This is a genomic window from Curtobacterium sp. MR_MD2014 (assembly GCF_000772085.1).
Lineage (GTDB): Bacteria > Actinomycetota > Actinomycetes > Actinomycetales > Microbacteriaceae > Curtobacterium.
Genome location: NZ_CP009755.1, coordinates 280643 through 297108, shown reverse-complemented (window position 1 = coordinate 297108; position 16466 = coordinate 280643). Strand labels below are relative to the sequence as shown.

The following is a 16466-nucleotide window of genomic DNA, read 5'->3' as shown; positions in this document are numbered from 1 at the left end:
AAACGCTTGACGTCAACTCCGAGCGATCCTCGTCCGACCGCGTGCCCTCGCCGGTCGGTAGGCTCGTCGGGTGCCCTCCCCCGCCGCTCAAGGCCGTCGCGTGACCGCGGCGATGGTGGCCGAACGCGCGGGGACGAGCATCGCGACGGTCTCCCTGGTCGTCAACGGCAAGGAGCGCGGGCGGGTGTCCCCGCCGATCGCGGAGCGGGTGCGCGACGCGGTGGAGGCCCTCGGGTACGTCGTCGACCACGCGGCGAGCACCCTCGCCCGCGGCACCGGCGACCTGGTCGTGCTCATCGCACCCGACCTGTCGAACCCGTTCTTCGCCGAGGTGATCCGCGGCGTGCGCGACACGCTCGGCGACCGGTACCAGCTCGTGCTCTCGGTCACCGAGCGCGGCGCACAGCCCACCGCCGCCGACCTCCGGCGCTTCGAGCGGCTGCGGCCGGCGGGGATCCTGGTCGACGCCCCGGCAGCCGGCGAGTCGATGGACGCGAGCGTGCCCGTCGTGCTGCTCGACGCCCCCGACGCCGCCGAGGGCACCACCGCCGTCGACTACGACCTCGCTCCGGGCATCGACGCGCTCGTCGCCCACCTGCGGGACCGCGGACACGACCACGTGGCGTACCTCGACGGCACCGCTCGGGTCGCCACGTTCGGCATCCGCCACCGGATGTTCGACGAGGCCTGCGCCGCCGCCGGGATCACGGTCTCGGAGATCGGTGCCCGCGCGGACCTGACGGTGGACGCCGCCGCACTGGCGACCGAGCACGTGGTCGAGGCGTGGCACGAGGACGGCGTCACCGCGGTCGTGGCGGCGGCGGACACCCTGGCGTACGGCGTGCTCCGGGTCGCGGGCGCGATGGGGCTCCGGGTCCCCGAGGACCTGGCGGTCGCGGGCTTCGACGACCTGCCCTCGTCGTCGGTCACGGCGCCGGCCCTGACGAGCGTCGCCCTGCCGGGAGCCGAGCTCGGCCGCACCGCCGCCCTGCGCCTGCTCGCGACGATCGACGGCACCGCGGTGGAGCCCGTCGACCTGCCGGCCCGCCTGGTCCCCCGCGCCAGCACCGGCGCCTGACGGCGCCTCCGCACGATGCACCGGACGGGAGGCGCGGGACGGGCCGGCACCACGCCTCCAGTCCGACGCGGCGCACGTCCGGCGGCGCTTCCCGGTGTCGGCGGCGAGACGCGCTGCAGACCGCGAGACGCCGGCGTCTGCCCGAGACGCACTGGAACACGCGACACGCCCCCGGTTCCGGAGGCGTGTCGCACGCGCGGGGGCGTCTCGCACCGACGCCGGCGTCTCAGCGCACGGAGCGCCCGCGTCAGGCGGAGGTGTCCCGCCCCGACACCGGCGTCTCGCCGCGCTCCGACGCCTGGCCGGGCGACGGAGCCGCGGCCGACCCGGCCGTCCCGGCCGTCCCGGCCCGCTGCGCACGCTCGAGCTCGTCCGCCTCGGCGCCGCCGACCGCCTCGCCACGGGCGACCATGCCGGCCGTGTCCGACAGGCGGATCTGCGGCAGGAACAGTGCGAGCAGGAACGCGATCGCGATGAACGGCAGCAGGTACCAGAACACGGGCGCGAGCGAGTCGGCGTACGCGTTGACGATGCCGTCCTGCACTGCCTCGGGCAGCTTCGCGACGGTGGCCGGGTCGATGCTGCCCGCGGAGGACGCCGCGTCGGTGGCGGACCCGCCGGCCGAGGTGAAGACGTCGGTCAGCGCGCTCGTCAGCCGTGCCGTGAACAGCGCGCCGAAGACGGCGGTGCCCAGTGATGCGCCGACCTCGCGGAAGTAGTTGTTCGTCGACGTGGCGGTCCCCACCTGCTCAGCGGGCACGGCGTTCTGCGCGACGAGGACGACCACCTGCATGATGAGCCCGAGCCCCGCGCCGAACACGAACAGGTAGGCGCAGATGAGCCAGATCGGGGTGTCCGCGGCGAGCTGCGTCATGGCGAGCATGGCCAGCGCCACGAGCACCGTGCCGACGATCGGGAACGCCCGGTAGCGGCCGGTCTTGGTGATGAGGTTGCCGGACGCGATCGAGGTACCGATGAGGCCGACCATCATCGGCAGCATGAGCAGGCCGGACACCGCGGCCGAGGTGCCCGACGCCATCTGCAGGAACGTCGGGACGAACCCGATCGCGGCGAACATGCCGATGCCGAGCACGAGACCGATGCCCGTCGCGAGCAGGAACGTGCGGTTGCGGAAGAACGACATCGGCAGCACCGGGTCCTCGACGCGCGACTCGACGAGCACGAGCAGCGCGGCCGAGACGACGAGTCCGGCGAACCAGGCCCACGTCTCGGGAGCGTCCCAGCCGTGGTCCCTGCTGCCGCCGAACTCGGAGAAGAACACGAGGCAGGTGGTCGCGGCGGACATGAGCACGACGCCGAGCACGTCGATCCGCTTCTCGGCCTTCTTCGTCGGCAGGGTCAGCGCGAACCAGGCGACGAAGAACGCCGCGATGCCGACCGGGATGTTGATGTAGAACGCCCAGTTCCAGGTGAGGTGGTCGACGAAGAATCCACCGAGCAGCGGGCCGCCGATCGCCGACAGGCCGAAGATCGCGCCGAGCGGGCCGAGGTACTTGCCGCGCTCCGAGGCGGGGACGATGTCGGCGATGATCGCCTGCGACAGGATCATCAGGCCACCGCCGCCCAGGCCCTGCATCGCGCGGAAGACGACGAGCTGCGTGAAGTCGCCGGCGAAGGCGCAGCCGGCGGACGCGATCGTGAACAGGGCGATCGCGACGAGGAACAGGTTGCGGCGCCCGAGGACGTCGCCGAACTTGCCGTAGATCGGCATCACGATGGTCGATGCGAGCAGGTACCCGGTCGTGAGCCAGGCCTGGTGCGCGACGCCGCCGAGTTCGCCCACGATGGTGGGCATCGCCGTCGACACGATCGTCTGGTCGAGGCTCGACAGGAGCATCCCGGCGATGAGGGCGGAGAAGATGATCCAGATGCGCCGCTGCGTCAGCAGCAGCGGTCCGTCGGATCCGGGTCGGGCACGCTTCGTGCCCTGCGCGGTGGCGCTCATGCGGTGTGGTCCTGTCCGGTGGTGGTGATGGCCGCCCTGAGCTGGCGGAGGTTGTCGGTGAGCAGCGCGTCGAACGACGGCCCGGTCGACTCGTCGAAGGCGTCGTCGAAGTAGGTGCCGGCGGTGACCTTGAGCAGGCCCGCGGCCGCCTCGGCGACGAGCTGGGCCCGTCGATCGTCCGGGTCGGTCCACCCGAAGCGCTCCCGCACGGCCTGTCCGACCGCGGCGAGCTGGACGTCCGCGGCCGCCAGGAACTTCGCGACCATCAGTGGCTCGGCGTCGAACACCCGACGGACCAGTGCCTCGTCGGCGCGGTCGAGCCCGACGACGTGCATCTGCTCGATCGCGAGCGCGACGATCGACCCGAGCGGGTCGAGGTCCGTCGGCACGAGCGAGCCGTCGGCGTACGCCGCGAGCAGTTCCGACATCGCGCCCTGCTCGATGCCGAGCACGGCGTCGTCCTTCGACGCGAAGTGGTTGAAGAACGTCCGCCGTGAGACGCCGACCGTCTCGCAGAGCTGCTCGATGGTGAAGCCGTGCAGACCGTGCTCGATCGTGGCCCGGCGTGCCTCGACGACCATGCGTCGGCGCAGCGTGCGGGTGCGTTCGGTGGGGCTCACCGAGCAAGAATTGCACTCTGATGCTGAGAGTGCAACAGGAGGACGGGTTACAGCGCCTTCGCGAAGCAGAACGACCAGGGCATGGTCGCGGCGTACGGCTCGTAGACGTCGATCTGCTGCCACCCCGTCTTGCGGTACAGCGCGACGGCCTCGGGCTGCTTGTCGCCGGTCTGCAGGATCACGCGGGACACGCCCTGCTCGCGTGCGACCTGCTCGCCCTCGGTGAGCAGCGCGGTGGCGGCGCCCTTGCCGCGGGCGGCGGCGAGGACGATCAGGCGCTTCAGCTCGACCTCGTCGCCGAGGTGCCGGACGGCGATGTGCCCGAGGGCGGAACCGTCCTCGTCGATCGCGAGCAACGAGGTGATCACGGTCGCCGGGTCGACGGCCAGCACACGGTTCCGCTCGGCAGTGACGGCCGGGTCCTCGTCCGCGTGCCCGTCACCGTAGCGCTCGTGCATCTCGTCGTCCATGGTGGCGCGGAGGGCAACTCCACGAGGGTCGTCCCAGGCAACGCGCTCGATCGTGATCACGATCGTCCATCCTCGCACGCACCGGGGCGGGACTCAGGCCAGCGCGGCGATCGGCCCCTCGCCCGCCCGGAACGCGGCGAGCACGGCGGCTGCGTCGTCGTACACGGCCGCGGCTCCCGCTCCACGGAGTTCGTCGCCGCCGATCCCGCCGGTCATGACACCGACGCAGGGCAGCCCGACCTTCCCCGACGACTCGACGTCCCACATGGCGTCACCGACCATCACCGCGCGATCCGCAGCGACGCCGACCTTGTCGAGCGCGACCTGGATGATCCCGGGGTCCGGCTTCGCCTGCTCGACGTCCTCCGAGCTCGTCTCGGCCGTCACCCACGCGGATGCGTCGAGCAGCTCGCGCAGCACCGACAGCTCCGACTCGGGCGCACTCGTCGCCAGCACGACCGCGTGGCCGGCGTCGGCGACCGCCTCGAGCAGTTCCCGCGCCCCGGGCAGCAGCCGCAGCTGCGGCATGTGCTCCGAGTAGTAGGCGGTGTGGAACTGCTTCGCGGTGTCACGGACCTCGTCGGAGGCGTCGGGCAGCAGCTCCTCGAGCAGGCGCCCGGAGTCCATGCCGATCGCGCGGTGGATCCGCCACGCGTCGACGGACTCGCCGGCGGCGCGGAACGCTCGCCACCATGCGTCGACGTGCGCGTAGTTCGAGTCGGCGAGGGTGCCGTCGATGTCGAAGAGGACGGCGGTCGAGGGAGCATCAGGCATCCACCCAGCCTGCTCCCACGACCACCGGTTCGACCCAGGGTCGCGCGATCAGACCTCGATCGACGAACCGACGGGCAGGATCGACGCCGGGACGCCACCGAGGCCCTCGGTGCCGAACATCCGGACGTTCATCTCCTGACCACCCTCGCTGAGGAGCAGCTCGTGGATCTGCACCACGTGCTCCGGTGCGACCGCGCGGACGTAGTCGACACCTTCGCCGGTCTTCGCCCACGGCCCGCTCGTCGGGACGAGCAGGGTCCGGACCGGGACGTCCGGCACGAGGTAGGCGTCGCCCGGGTGGAAGACGGCGTCGTTCACCAGGTAGCCCACGTTCGCGATGGTGGGGATGTCGCGGTGGATGACCGCGTGCTCCTCCCCGAAGACCCGGGCACGGAAGGGCCCGACCTCGACCGTGTCGCCCGCGGCGACCGCGCGGACGCGGCCGTCGTGGTCGCCGAGCTGCTCGACGACCGACGCCGGACCGTGGACGACGACGTCGGCGCTGCGCTCCAGACCCGCACGGATCGCGTCGACGGCGAAGTGGTCGGCGTGCTCGTGCGTGACGAGGACGACCGTGGCCCCGGCGACGAGGTCGGCGGACTCGGGCGTGAACGAGCCCGGGTCGATGACGAGCGAGGCGCCGTCCTGCTCGAGGACGACGGTGGCGTGGTTGTACTTCGTCAGCTGCATGTCGCCAACTGTACAACACTGTTGTACAAATGGGACCGGTTGTCGGAGGGACCCTCAGCCAGCCCGGCGCGCCAGACGCTCGAGGATGTCGGGCAACCGGGCGAGGAGCGCGCGCTCGTCGTCGTCGAGCTCCGCACGCACGGCCGTCGCGAGCCAGTCCGCGCGCCCGTCCATGTCCCGCTGCAGCGCGGCGCGGCCGGCATCGGTGATGCGGATCACCGACGCCCGTCGGTCCGTCTCGGACACGGTCCGCTCGACGTACTCCTGGCTCGTCAGCTCCGCAACGGTCCGGGACTGCCCCTGGTGCTTCACGCCGCGTCGCCGGGCGAGCTCCGCGATCGTCATCGGCCCCTCGCGTCCGAGGAACCCCAGCGTCGTCGAGTGCGCCGGCGGCAGGCTGTCGCCCTCGCGCCGGGCCGCCCGCACGACGCGGCCGATCGACTGGCGCAACTCGGCGGCGAGTTCGTCGATCGGGTCCATGGGCCCCGACGCTACCGCGGAACGGACGGGAGGCCCGTGGCGGCGTCGCCACGGGCCTCCCGTCCGTCACGGGGTGACGTCAGCTGCTGCGCACGTCGTCCGCAGCACCCTTCGCGTGCTCCTGGACGTCGGACGCGGCGCCCTGCGCCTCGTCCTTGACGGTCTGCGCGGCATCCTGCGCGGTCCCCTTGAGGTCCTGCGCGTGCTCCTTCGCCACGTCGCCCAGCTGCGAACTGACGTCCTTCGCCTGGGACTTGACGTCCTCGACGAGGGGCGCCGCCTTGTCCTTGAGCTCACCGGCGAGCTGCTCCTCCTTGTCGGACGTCGGGATGAGCGACGAGGCGAGCCACCCGGCGCCGAACGCGATGAGCCCGACCGCGAGCGGGTTGCCCTTGGCCTTCTCGACACCCTTGTGCGCAACGTCCTTCGCCTGGTCGGCCGTCCCGGACGCCGACCCCGAGACGCTCGAGCCGGCGGAGTGCGCCGAGCCCATCACCGAGTCGCGGACGCCCTGGAAACGGTTCTTCACCCGGTCGGTCTGGCGGTGCGCGATCGACGACGGGTTGACCTTGTCGGCCAGGGCGTCGACGTCGGACCCGAGGGCACCGCGGGTGCGCTCGATGTCGGCACGGATCTCTTCTGGGGTGCTCATGGCTTCCTCCCGGTGTTCGGCTTCAGTGCTTCGGGGACTTCCTTGACGGTCTCGACCGTCTGCGGGGCGCCCTGGATCTCCTTGATCTCCTTGCGCCCCCGGACGGCGAGGATCGCGGCGACGATCGCGTAGACCACGGCGATCACGACGGCGGACCACGCGTTGCCGATGAGGTACCCGAGACCCCACCACGCGGCGATCGACAGGAACAACAGGGCGAACAGGGCGGTGAGCCCGGCGCCGCCGAACATGCCGCCGGCCTTGCCCGCCTTCTTGGCGGACTCGGTGAGCTCCGCCTTGGCGAGGGCGACCTCCTGGCGGAACAGCGACGACAGGTCCTTCGACACGTCGGTCAGCAGTTCGCCCAGGGGCGTCGTGGCGGCGCGTTCCTCGGGCGTCGGCTCACCGAGCGGGGTCGCGCCCGGGACCGTGTGGCTCATACGCCGCTCCCCGTGCCGGTCGAGGTCTCGCCGGCCTCCTTCTCGTGCTTGACCTCGGTGGCGAGGGCCTTCGTCAGGCGTCCGGCGAGGATGCCGGCGCCCGCGGCGAGCGCGATGAACGTGCCGGGACGCTTCGCGGCGAAGGACTTCGCCTCGTCGAGGAGCGAGCCGGGGTCGCGGTTCTCGAGGTACCCGGCTGCGGAGCCCGCGCGGTTCGACAGGTCGCGGACGACCTTCGCGGCGATGCCCTGCTCGTCGTCCTTGTCGGCCATGCGGCCGAGCTGCTCGCCGAGGCTGCGGAGCCCTCCGGCGGCGCGCTCCTGCTGCCCGGCCGCCTGCTCCTTGAGCGTGTCGGAGGCCTGGGAGTAGAGCTGCTTGGCGTGGTCGGTCGCCTCGGAGGCGACGTTCGACGCCTGCTCCTTCGCGGTGCCGGCCACGTCCGCGGCCTTGTCCTTCGCGTCGCCGGCGACGTCCTGCGCGGCACCCTTGGCCGCGTCGGCCTTGCCGCCGTCACTGCTGCCGCCGCCGGCACCGGCACCGGTGCTCGTGGCGGTGGCCCCGCCGACGGGCGGGACGGAGCCGGTGCCGGTGCCCGTGCTCGTCGTCGTGGAGTCGTGCAGCGGTGCCGACGCGCCGGCGGCGGACGGCGTCGCCGGGAGCTGCTCGTCGGCGGGCAGCGCGTCGAGCGGCTCGACGTCGTCGAAGCCGTCGGGCCGGAGGACGTCGTCGAAGTCGCGGTCGGTGTCGCGCGGCGCGGGGACGCCGGTGCCGAAGGAGGGCACCGTCACGCCCGGGTGCACCTCGTGTCCCTCGGCAGCCGCGGTGCGGTCGTGGATGGGCGTCCCGGAGTCGTTCCCGGGTGGGTTCGTGGTCATGGTCGGCCTTCCGGTTCGGTCGCGGCGGGTACGGCACCCGTCGCGCTGGCCCTGACCGTGCGCGACCGGCGCTGCGTCGCAGCACAGGAACGTCGATCTGCGCGGTCGGTCCGTCCACGGAACGCGGAGGGGCGGCCGTGGTCGACCGCGGCAGCGGGGCCGACGGTCCGCCCAGCGCGCCTCCGGCAGGATCGGCAGGGTGCCGCAGGTCTCCGTCGTCGTCCCCGTGCTCGACGATGCCGAGCACCTCGCACGCTGCCTGGAGGCGTTGGCCGCGCAGACGCACCCCGTGCACGAGGTCCTCGTCGTCGACAACGGCAGCACCGACGACAGCGTCGAGGTCGCCCGGGCCGCGGGCGCGACCGTGTTGCACGAACCCGTGCGCGGCATCGCCTCGGCCTCGGCTCGTGGGTACGACCGCGCCTCGGGGGACGTCATCGCGCGGCTCGACGCCGACTCGGTGCCGCCGCCGGGATGGATCGCCGAGTCTGTGCGCCTGCTCGGGACACCGGGCGTCGTGGCCGTGACCGGCCCGGGCCGTCCGAGTCAGGGTGGCCGGGCCCTCCGCCGCCTGTGGGACGCGCTCTACATGGGGCCGTACTTCGTGCTGATGTGGTCCGCGCTCGGACGGCCGCCGCTCTTCGGGTCTGCGACGGTGATGTTCCGCGACACCTGGACAGCGGTGCGCGGCCGCGTGCACCGCGACGACCCCGAGGTGCACGACGACGTCGACCTCTCGATGCAGCTCGACCCCGCCTGGCGCGTCCTGGTCGATCGTGCGCTGACCGTCGAGGTGTCCGCGAGGCCGTTGTCCGGGGCGACCTCCGTCGCGCGGCGGACCCGGCGCGCGTTCCACACCTTCCGGGTCAACGGCCGACGGGCGAACCCGGTGCGGCGCTGGGCGCGACGGGGCCGCGTGGCCCTCCGGGCCCGGGTCCGCGCTCGCTGGACCCGCCGGCGCTGACCGGCGCACCGGATCCGCGGAACACCGATCCGCGGAGCACCAGGCAGGGTCGACGACTACCGTCGGCACCACGAGGTCGGGTGGACACCTGACGATGCACCCGGGGGAACGATGCGGCACACACGCACCACGACACTGCTCGCCACGATCGGACTCGGGGTGGGCCTCGCGCTCACCCTGTCGGGGTGCACCGGCGACGGCGGTGACGGCGCCACCCCGACCGCGAGCACGTCCACGTCCGCGTCGTCGAGGACGTCGGGTGCGCCGACCCCGGCCGACGGCGCCACCCCGGCACGGACGCCCGACACCGGGGCGACGCACACGTCGTCACCGTCGTCGAGCACCGCACCGGCCTCCGCGACGGGCACGGTGCCGGAGACGTGCGACGACCTCGTGACACCGGGCGCGTTCGAGTACACCGACGAGGCAGCTCTGAACGACCCCGCCGTCGTCGGTGACCTCGAGGTCCCCCGCACCGCACTGACCCCGGCACGGCAGTCGAGCGGGCAACGGTTGTACTGCGTCTGGCGTGACCCCGAGGCCGACCTCACGAACCTCACCATCCAGGTCGAGAACGTCGTCCCGTCGCGTGCCACGGAGGCGCTCCGCGGACTGTCCGGCTTCGACTGCGCGTCCGTCGACGACGGGCTCCGGTGCCAGAAGGTCACGCAGAACCCGCAGTACCCCGTGACCGACGGCGACACCTACTTCACCCGCGGCGACATCGGCATCCGCATCGCCCAGTCGAACGTGCCGACGGACGGGCTCCTCGAGGACGTCGTCGGGCACGTGTTCGGCTGAGCCTCAGCCCGCCGGCCGTGACCGCACGTGGGCCCGCTCCCCCTGCGGCCCGTACAGGCAGAGCACCTCGGTGACCTCGTCCGTGGTGTTGCCGACCCAGTGCGGGGTGTGCGTGTCGAACTCGACGACCTCGCCCGGCCCGAGGTCGAAGTCGCGGTCGCCGAGCAGCAGGCGCAGGCGTCCCGACAGCACGTAGAGCCACTCGTAGCCCTCGTGCGTCTTCAGGCTCCGGTCGCCGTTCGCCGGCATCGGCGGGATGAGCTGCTTGAACGACCGCACGCCCCCGGTGCGCTTCGTCAGCGGGATCACCACGCGACCGCCGTGCCGCTCGGGCTGCAGGTGGACGCGTGGGTCGCCGGTCTGCGGTGCGCCGACGAGGTCGTCGAGCGGCACCTGGTACGCCCGGGCGAGGGGCAGCAGCAGCTCGAGGGTCGGTCGACGCTGCCCCGACTCGAGCCGCGAGAGCGTCGACACCGAGATGCCGGTCTCCGCGGCGAGCGCCGCGAGCGTGACCTGTCGTCGCTCCCGCAGCGACCGCAGCCGCGGGCCGACCGCGTCGACGACCTGCGCCGTCGTCGGTGGGGTGATCCGTTCCTCCCGGCCGTGCACCATGTCGCCATGTTGCCACACCGGCAAGATTCGTTGCCGTTGTCGCCGACCACTGTCCATGATGCGGTCATGCGTGATCACTACGACGTCATCGTCATCGGCGGCTCGGCCGCCGGCCTGTCCGCCGCACTCATCACGGGGCGGTCGCGCCGTTCCGTCCTCGTCGTCGACGCGGGTGAGCCCCGGAACGCGCCCGCCGAGGGCGCCCACAACTACCTCGGGCGCGAGGGCGTCGCACCCGCGGAGCTGACCCGGATCGGCCGTGAGGAGGTCGCCGCGTACGGCGTCGAGGTCGCGGCCGGGAGGGTCGTGGCCACGTCCGCCACCGAGGGCACCGGTGTCGACCCCGTCGGCTTCTCGGTCACCCTCGACTCCGGAGCGGTCGTCACGTCGCGCCGGTTGGTCGTCGCCTCCGGCGCCGTCGACGTGCTGCCGGACGTCCCCGGCCTCGCCGAGCAGTGGGGACGCGGCGTCGTGCACTGCCCGTTCTGCCACGGGTGGGAGGTCCGCGACGGCCGCATCGGTGTCCTCGTCACCACACCGAACGGTGCGCACCACGCCCAGATGTTCCGCGCGCTGAGCGACCGGGTCACGGCGTTCGTCACGGACCCCGCACTGGTCGACGACACCGCGCTCGCCGGTCTCCGGGCCCGCGGCGTCGAGGTGGTCGAGGCGTCGGTCACGCGGGTCCACTCCTCGGACGGCGTCCTGACCGGTGTCGAGCTCGACTCCGGGGAGGTCGTCGCGCTCGACGCGCTCGCGGCGTCGAGCACGGCGGAGCCACGCGTCGGGTTCCTCGAGGGGCTCGGGCTGCACGCGGAGGACGTCATCGTGAACGGCTTCCGGTTCGGCGGTGGGCTCACCGTCGACGCGGTCGGCCAGACGGGTGTCCGCGGGGTGTACGCCGCGGGCAACGTCACGGCACCGATGGCCACCGTCATCGCGTCGGCGGCTGCGGGGACCCAGGCCGGTGCCGCGGTGCACGGCGACCTCGTCCAGGCCGACATCGCGGCGGCGCTGGCCGCCGACGCGGAGCCCGCCGGTCACTCCACGCGGTAGCCGGCCTGCGCTGCCAGGAGCGGCGCGAGGGCGAACAGCTGGTCGGTGCCGATCGTCGCCCCGCGGAGGCCCTCGAGCCGCTCCACCCGGTCGAGGTCGGCGTCGCGCAGGTCCACGTGCTCGATGCGGGTGCCCGAGCCCTCCACGGAGCGGATCCGGGTGCCGGGGAAGGCCACGCGCAGCAGCCGGGCGTCGGCCACGTCGAGCTCGTCGACCACGCAGTCGCGGAACACGACGTCGGTGAGCGTCGAGCCGCGCAGGTTGACGAACCCGAGCTTCATGCCGACGAACTCGACCCCGTTCAGCGTCGCGTCGTACAGCTCGGCGGAGCCGACCCGGCCACCGGCGACCCGGACCTCGCGCCAGGCGCTGCTCGAGGCGCGGAACACCGGCGCGTCGAGCGTCTCGACCACCGAGTCGCGGATGCGCAGTCCGCGCAGGTCGGTGCCGTCCGCCCGGAGCGTGTCGACCACGCACTCCTCGAGCTCGAGGTCGGGCAGGCGCTCGCCCGCGAGGTCGAGCACGTCGATGCGCCTGCCGTCGATCCGGTCCCCGGTCAGGACGTCACCGGGCGCCGGTGCCCAGTCGTCGAGATCCCGCGGGTCGATGGGGGTGATCCGTGGGGCGGCGGTACCGGTCGAGGAGCGTGCCATGCGCTCAGTCTGCCGTGGTGGACCGACGCTGCAGGACGCTGTCGAGCCGGTGGTCCTTCGCCGGGCCGCGTGCCCGCCACCGGACGGTCCAGCGCTCGGCGTCCCCGTCGAGCACGCCCGTGTAGTCGTCGGGCGCGCACGCGTGCTCGACCGTGGTGCCCCACACCCAGTCGTGGAAGACCCGGCCGTCGGCGAAGTGCACCGTCCACCGGCCGTCAGGGCCCCGGCGCACGACGAGGGTCCGGGACACCGGCACCACGCGGCCGTCGAACGTCATGGTGCCGGACTCGTCCCAGCGCACCTCGTCCGGGGTCGTCAGCGTCAGGGTCGTCGACCCGGTGACGGTGCCGGTCACACCCGCGAGGCGGTCGTCGACCGTCCGGCGGAGCGTCCAGTCGCCCAGCAGGTCCGTCGGCAGCAGCGGGCTCGTCGGCGACACCCGGCCAGGTTACGCGCGGAGCGCCTCGGCCCGGGCGTCCCGGCGCTCGTCGTCGGTGATGAGGCCCCTGCGGTGCAGGTCGTCGAGCTCGGCGAGCCGGTGCTCTCGGGAGACCGCCGGAGCGAACGCTGCGCTCTGCGCCGCGCGGTACGCCAGGTCCTCCTGCAGGGTCAGGGGGTCCTGTCCACGAGCGGCCATCCGTCGGGACCGGTGCACGACGAGGACGATCACCGCGACGACGCCGAGGAGCGTGACGATGCCGCCGACGGCCACGAGGGTCCAGACCAGGTCGTACACGGGCGGGATCAGCGGGTTGTGGGTCTCCCCGCCCGGGGCCCCGAAGTCGTCGATCGCCATGTCAGCTCCTCCCCCGCCGGGCACGGTCGCGCCCTGGGCTGGAGCGTAGCGCGCCCGGTGCTCCCCGGAACAGGTGCCATGGCAGGGTTTTCCGGGCGTACCTGGTGGAACCGTCCCACCAGGTACGCCCGGTTCCACCAGGGACGCCCGGTCCCACCAGGTACCCCGGGTCCCGCCACGGGCCGGGCCCGCGTCCCTCAGCCGCGCAGGGGCCCGGACGCCTCGACGTTCGCCCCGTCCGCGAAACCGCCGACGAGCTCGCGCAGCGCGTCCTCCGCCGTGTGCTGCGGCACCCACCCGAGCTCGCGCCGAGCCCGGTCGGTCCGCATGATCGGCACGCCGGCGGCGATGTCGAGCCACCCGGCGTCCGTCGGTTGGAGCCGGAGCCGCCAGGTCAGCGTGACGATCCCGCGCAGCAGCCGGAGCGGTACCCGCACCGCCCCGAGCATCCCCGCTGCCCGGGCCATGCGTGGCGGGGTGAGCACCGGCGTCGCCGCGATGTTGAACGCCCCGGCCGCACGTCGGTCGATCGTCCGCCAGAACGCGTCCGCCAGGTCGTCGGCGTGCACGGCCTGGAACACGAACGGCAGCGGCAGCGGCAGCACCGCGAACCGAGCCGCCCGGACGATCGACATCGGCACGAGGTGCCCGAGGAACAGCCCCCGGAGCTCGGCCGCGACCCCGCGCTGGAACACCAGTCCGGGTCGGAGCCGCGTGACGACGACCCCGGGGTGCTGCGACGCGAACACGTCGAGAGCGGCTTCGTTCTCGGCCTTGTGGATCGAGTAGGTGGCGGTCTGGATGCCGGTGGCGGGGAACGACTCGTCCACCGGGGTCCGCTTGCCCTCGACGTCGACGCCGCGGTAAGCGCCGACCGACGAGGACACGACGACCTGCCCGACGCCGGCCCGGGCGACCGCCGCGAGCACGTTCGCCGTCCCGGTGACGTTCGTTCGGTGCTGCGCCGGGATGTCGTGCGTCGGCTGCAGTGCCCACGCCAGGTGCACCACGGCGTCGGCACCCTGGAACACCGCCGTCAGCTCGTCCACGGCGCGCGGACCACCGACGTCGACCGCGTGCCACACGGCGACGTCGTACGGCGCGACCCGGGCGTCCGGCACCCGGCGGGCGACGCCGACGACCCGCAGGCCGTCCTCGTCGCCCGCGCGGCCGTCACCGGTGAGCCGCGCAGCCGCGAGCCGTCGCAGCACCGCGGTCCCGACGTTGCCGGTCGCCCCGACCACGACGACGCGCATCAGCGCACCCGCAGCGGACGGGCGGTCATCAGGCCGCGGCCATCGACGGGTCGAGCACGACCTTGATGCAGCCGTCCTCCTTCTTCTGGAAGACCGAGTACATCTCCGGGGCGTCCTCGAGCGAGACCCGGTGCGTGGTGAGGTCGAGGGTGCCGAGCGGGTCCGAGGGGTCGGACACGAGCGGCATGAGGTCGTCGACCCAGCGGCGGACGTTGCACTGTCCCTCGCGGATCGTGATCTGCTTGTCGAAGAGGGTCATCATCGGCATCGGGTCGGCCATGCCGCCGTAGACACCGGACAGCGAGACCGTGCCGCCTCGGCGGACGAGGTCGATCGCCGCGTGCACCGCCGCCAGGCGGTCGACGCCCGCGGTCTCGATGGCCTTCTGCGCGAGCTTGTCGGGCAGCAGCCCGGCCGCGCGCTGCGCGAACCCGGCGACGGGGTTGCCGTGCGCCTCCATGCCGACCGCGTCGACGACGCCGTCCGGGCCGCGCCCGTCGGTGAGGTCGATCAGCTTCGACACCATGTCGTCGTCGAGGTCGAACACCTCGATGCCGTGCTTCGCCCCGAGGTCGCGGCGGACCTGCTCGGGGTCGACGGCGAGGACCCGGTACCCGAGGTGCTTGCCGATGCGTGCGGCGAACTGGCCGACCGGACCGAGACCGAGCACCGCGAGCGTGCCGCCCTCGGGGACCTCGGCGTACTGCACGGCCTGCCACGCGGTCGGGATGATGTCGCTCATGAAGAGCCACTGGTCGTCCGCCCCGGTGTCCGGCACCTTGATGGGCCCGTAGTCGGCGTGCGGCACGCGGAGGTACTCGGCCTGGCCACCGGGGACCTGGCCGTACATCTTCGTGTACCCGAAGAGCGAGGCACCGGTGCCGTACTCCTTCACCTGGGTGGTCTCGCACTGCGACTGGAAGCCGTGCTGGCACATCCAGCAGTGGCCGCAGGAGATGTTGAACGGCACGACGACGCGGTCGCCGACCTTGAGGTTCGTGACGGCGGAGCCGACCTCCTCGACGATGCCCATGGGCTCGTGGCCGAGGACGTCGCCCTTGTCGATGTACGGGCCGAGGACCCGGTACAGGTGCAGGTCGGAGCCGCAGATCGCCGTCGAGGTGATCCGCACGATCGCGTCGGTCGGCTCCTGGATCGTCGGGTCGGGGACGGTCTCGACGGACACCTTCTCGGTGCCCTGCCAGGTGAGTGCGCGCACGTCGCGTTCCTCTCGTCGTTGCTTCGGGCCGGCCGGGAGGCACGGCTCACGTGACCTCCTCGGTACGCGCCCGCCCCGTGGTGGCCTCCCAGCCCCGTCCTCCACGCGCGCTGCGGGCGGCGGTGGGGCGGGCCTCCCGTCCGCACCGGTGGCCGGTCGGCCACCGCGACTCCTCCGGCGTGCGGATGCGCCGGCGCCCGCCCGGTCGGCAGGCTGGGGCCGATGGACCACAGCACCACCCGCCGGACGATCCTCGCCGGGGCGACCGGCACCCTGGCGGCCGCGGTCCTCGCTGCCTGTTCCGGTGGTGACCGGCCCGCGAGGCCGACGTCTGCCACCCCCACGCGCTCGACGGCCGCCCCGACCCCGACACCGACACCCACACCCACACCCACGCCGACCCCGACCCCGACGAGGCCGGCGCTGACGCGGGTCCCCCTGCCCGGCGGCACGATCACGGGTCTGCCGGAGGGCACGCCGGGGATCGCGTGGACCGTGGACGACGGGGCATCACCCGAGGTCGTCGAGGCCTACGCCCGCTTCGCCGCCGAGACCGGGACGCGCCTGACGTTCTTCGTGAACGGGGACCGACCGTCGTGGACCGAGCACGCCGACCTGCTGCGGCCGCTCGTCGACTCCGGGCAGGTGCAGCTCGGCAACCACACGTGGAGCCACCCCGCGCTGACGAAGCTCGGCGACCAGGCGATCCAGGACGAACTGATGCGCAACCACGCGTTCCTCGAGCGGACGTTCGGCGTCGACGCCCGCCCGTACTTCCGACCGCCCTTCGGGTACCACGACGCGCGGGTGGACCGTGCCGCGGCGGCCGTCGGCTACTCGACCCCGCTCCTCTGGTACGGGACGCTCGCGGACTCGGGCGACATCACGGCGGAGCAGATCGTCGGCTTCGCGGAGCAGTGGTTCCAGCCGGCACACATCGTCATCGGACACGCGAACTTCCCCGGCACGATCGGGGCACTCCCGAGGCTGCACGAGCTGCTCGAGGAGCGCGGCCTGGCGACCTGGACGCTGGACGACGTCTTCGCGCACTGAGGCCCGGCGAC

The 16466-nt window shown here is 73.0% G+C and carries 20 protein-coding genes; 5 read left to right on the top strand and 15 right to left on the bottom strand.

Features of this window, described 5'->3' with window-relative positions; all coding sequences use genetic code 11:
* The first annotated feature begins 70 nt into the window (after window positions 1-70).
* Window positions 71-1078 carry a LacI family DNA-binding transcriptional regulator gene (locus NI26_RS01510; protein WP_235426429.1) on the top strand — a complete coding sequence of 336 codons (1008 nt, stop codon included), beginning with the start codon at window positions 71-73 and terminating at the stop codon, window positions 1076-1078.
* Window positions 1079-1325: 247 nt separating this feature from the next.
* Here the strand turns inward: NI26_RS01510 and NI26_RS01505 are convergent, their stop codons facing one another.
* The 9 genes from NI26_RS01505 to NI26_RS01465 all read right to left on the bottom strand — a co-directional run bounded on the left by NI26_RS01505 (window position 1326) and on the right by NI26_RS01465 (window position 8045).
* Window positions 1326-3044, bottom strand: coding sequence for an MDR family MFS transporter (locus NI26_RS01505; RefSeq protein ID WP_066651672.1), 1719 nt, complete (start codon window positions 3042-3044; stop codon window positions 1326-1328).
* Window positions 3041-3664 carry a TetR/AcrR family transcriptional regulator gene (locus tag NI26_RS01500; RefSeq protein ID WP_235426427.1) on the bottom strand — a complete coding sequence of 208 codons (624 nt, stop codon included), beginning with the start codon at window positions 3662-3664 and terminating at the stop codon, window positions 3041-3043. Before NI26_RS01500 ends, NI26_RS01505 begins: the two co-directional genes overlap by 4 nt.
* 47 nt (window positions 3665-3711) lie before the next feature.
* Window positions 3712-4194 carry a GNAT family N-acetyltransferase gene (locus NI26_RS01495; protein ID WP_235426426.1) on the bottom strand — a complete coding sequence of 161 codons (483 nt, stop codon included), beginning with the start codon at window positions 4192-4194 and terminating at the stop codon, window positions 3712-3714.
* Between the two features lie 33 nt (window positions 4195-4227).
* Entirely contained in the window at window positions 4228-4908 is a 681-nt protein-coding gene (locus NI26_RS01490; RefSeq protein WP_066651668.1) for an HAD family hydrolase, read from the bottom strand.
* A gap of 48 nt (window positions 4909-4956) precedes the next feature.
* Window positions 4957-5598: an MBL fold metallo-hydrolase gene (locus NI26_RS01485; protein ID WP_066651667.1), complete on the bottom strand. Its 642-nt coding sequence runs from the start codon at window positions 5596-5598 to the stop codon at window positions 4957-4959.
* A gap of 54 nt (window positions 5599-5652) precedes the next feature.
* Complete coding sequence (locus NI26_RS01480) at window positions 5653-6078, bottom strand: MarR family winged helix-turn-helix transcriptional regulator (RefSeq protein ID WP_066651665.1); 426 nt, start codon at window positions 6076-6078, stop codon at window positions 5653-5655.
* A gap of 79 nt (window positions 6079-6157) precedes the next feature.
* Window positions 6158-6730: a DUF3618 domain-containing protein gene (locus NI26_RS01475; protein ID WP_066651663.1), complete on the bottom strand. Its 573-nt coding sequence runs from the start codon at window positions 6728-6730 to the stop codon at window positions 6158-6160.
* Window positions 6727-7170: a phage holin family protein gene (locus NI26_RS01470; protein ID WP_066651661.1), complete on the bottom strand. Its 444-nt coding sequence runs from the start codon at window positions 7168-7170 to the stop codon at window positions 6727-6729. Before NI26_RS01470 ends, NI26_RS01475 begins: the two co-directional genes overlap by 4 nt.
* Window positions 7167-8045: a hypothetical protein gene (locus tag NI26_RS01465; RefSeq protein ID WP_066651659.1), complete on the bottom strand. Its 879-nt coding sequence runs from the start codon at window positions 8043-8045 to the stop codon at window positions 7167-7169. Before NI26_RS01465 ends, NI26_RS01470 begins: the two co-directional genes overlap by 4 nt.
* 199 nt (window positions 8046-8244) lie before the next feature.
* Between NI26_RS01465 and NI26_RS01460 the strand changes: the two genes are divergently transcribed.
* Both NI26_RS01460 and NI26_RS01455 read left to right on the top strand, forming a co-directional pair.
* A complete protein-coding gene (locus NI26_RS01460; RefSeq protein WP_066651657.1) occupies window positions 8245-9009 on the top strand; it encodes a glycosyltransferase family 2 protein in 765 nt (254 codons plus the stop codon).
* Window positions 9010-9120: 111 nt separating this feature from the next.
* Window positions 9121-9810, top strand: coding sequence for a hypothetical protein (locus tag NI26_RS01455; protein ID WP_066651655.1), 690 nt, complete (start codon window positions 9121-9123; stop codon window positions 9808-9810).
* 3 nt (window positions 9811-9813) lie between these two features.
* Here NI26_RS01455 and NI26_RS01450 read toward each other — a convergent pair whose 3' ends face one another.
* Window positions 9814-10422 carry a helix-turn-helix domain-containing protein gene (locus NI26_RS01450; protein ID WP_066651653.1) on the bottom strand — a complete coding sequence of 203 codons (609 nt, stop codon included), beginning with the start codon at window positions 10420-10422 and terminating at the stop codon, window positions 9814-9816.
* Between the two features lie 66 nt (window positions 10423-10488).
* Here NI26_RS01450 and NI26_RS01445 point away from each other — a divergent pair, with 66 nt between their 5' ends.
* Window positions 10489-11478 carry an NAD(P)/FAD-dependent oxidoreductase gene (locus NI26_RS01445; RefSeq protein WP_066651651.1) on the top strand — a complete coding sequence of 330 codons (990 nt, stop codon included), beginning with the start codon at window positions 10489-10491 and terminating at the stop codon, window positions 11476-11478.
* On the opposite strand, the gene NI26_RS01440 is transcribed toward NI26_RS01445, so the two are convergent.
* The 5 genes from NI26_RS01440 to NI26_RS01420 all read right to left on the bottom strand — a co-directional run bounded on the left by NI26_RS01440 (window position 11463) and on the right by NI26_RS01420 (window position 15402).
* The gene (locus NI26_RS01440) at window positions 11463-12131 is read right to left on the bottom strand and encodes a pentapeptide repeat-containing protein (protein ID WP_066651649.1); all 669 of its coding nucleotides are present in this window, start codon (window positions 12129-12131) and stop codon (window positions 11463-11465) included. The genes NI26_RS01445 and NI26_RS01440 overlap by 16 nt on opposite strands.
* Window positions 12132-12135: 4 nt before the next feature.
* Window positions 12136-12570 (bottom strand): DUF6314 family protein, encoded by a 435-nt coding sequence (locus tag NI26_RS01435; RefSeq protein WP_066651647.1) that lies wholly within the window; start codon window positions 12568-12570, stop codon window positions 12136-12138.
* Window positions 12571-12579: 9 nt separating this feature from the next.
* Window positions 12580-12927, bottom strand: coding sequence for a hypothetical protein (locus tag NI26_RS01430; RefSeq protein WP_066651645.1), 348 nt, complete (start codon window positions 12925-12927; stop codon window positions 12580-12582).
* Window positions 12928-13124: 197 nt separating this feature from the next.
* On the bottom strand, window positions 13125-14183 hold the full coding sequence (locus NI26_RS01425; protein ID WP_066651643.1) for an NAD-dependent epimerase/dehydratase family protein: 1059 nt from the start codon (window positions 14181-14183) through the stop codon (window positions 13125-13127).
* Between the two features lie 28 nt (window positions 14184-14211).
* Window positions 14212-15402 (bottom strand): zinc-dependent alcohol dehydrogenase, encoded by a 1191-nt coding sequence (locus NI26_RS01420; protein WP_066651641.1) that lies wholly within the window; start codon window positions 15400-15402, stop codon window positions 14212-14214.
* A gap of 222 nt (window positions 15403-15624) precedes the next feature.
* On the opposite strand from NI26_RS01420, the gene NI26_RS01415 reads away from it, so the two are divergent.
* Window positions 15625-16455 (top strand): polysaccharide deacetylase family protein, encoded by an 831-nt coding sequence (locus tag NI26_RS01415; protein WP_066651639.1) that lies wholly within the window; start codon window positions 15625-15627, stop codon window positions 16453-16455.
* The last annotated feature ends 11 nt before the right edge of the window (window positions 16456-16466 follow it).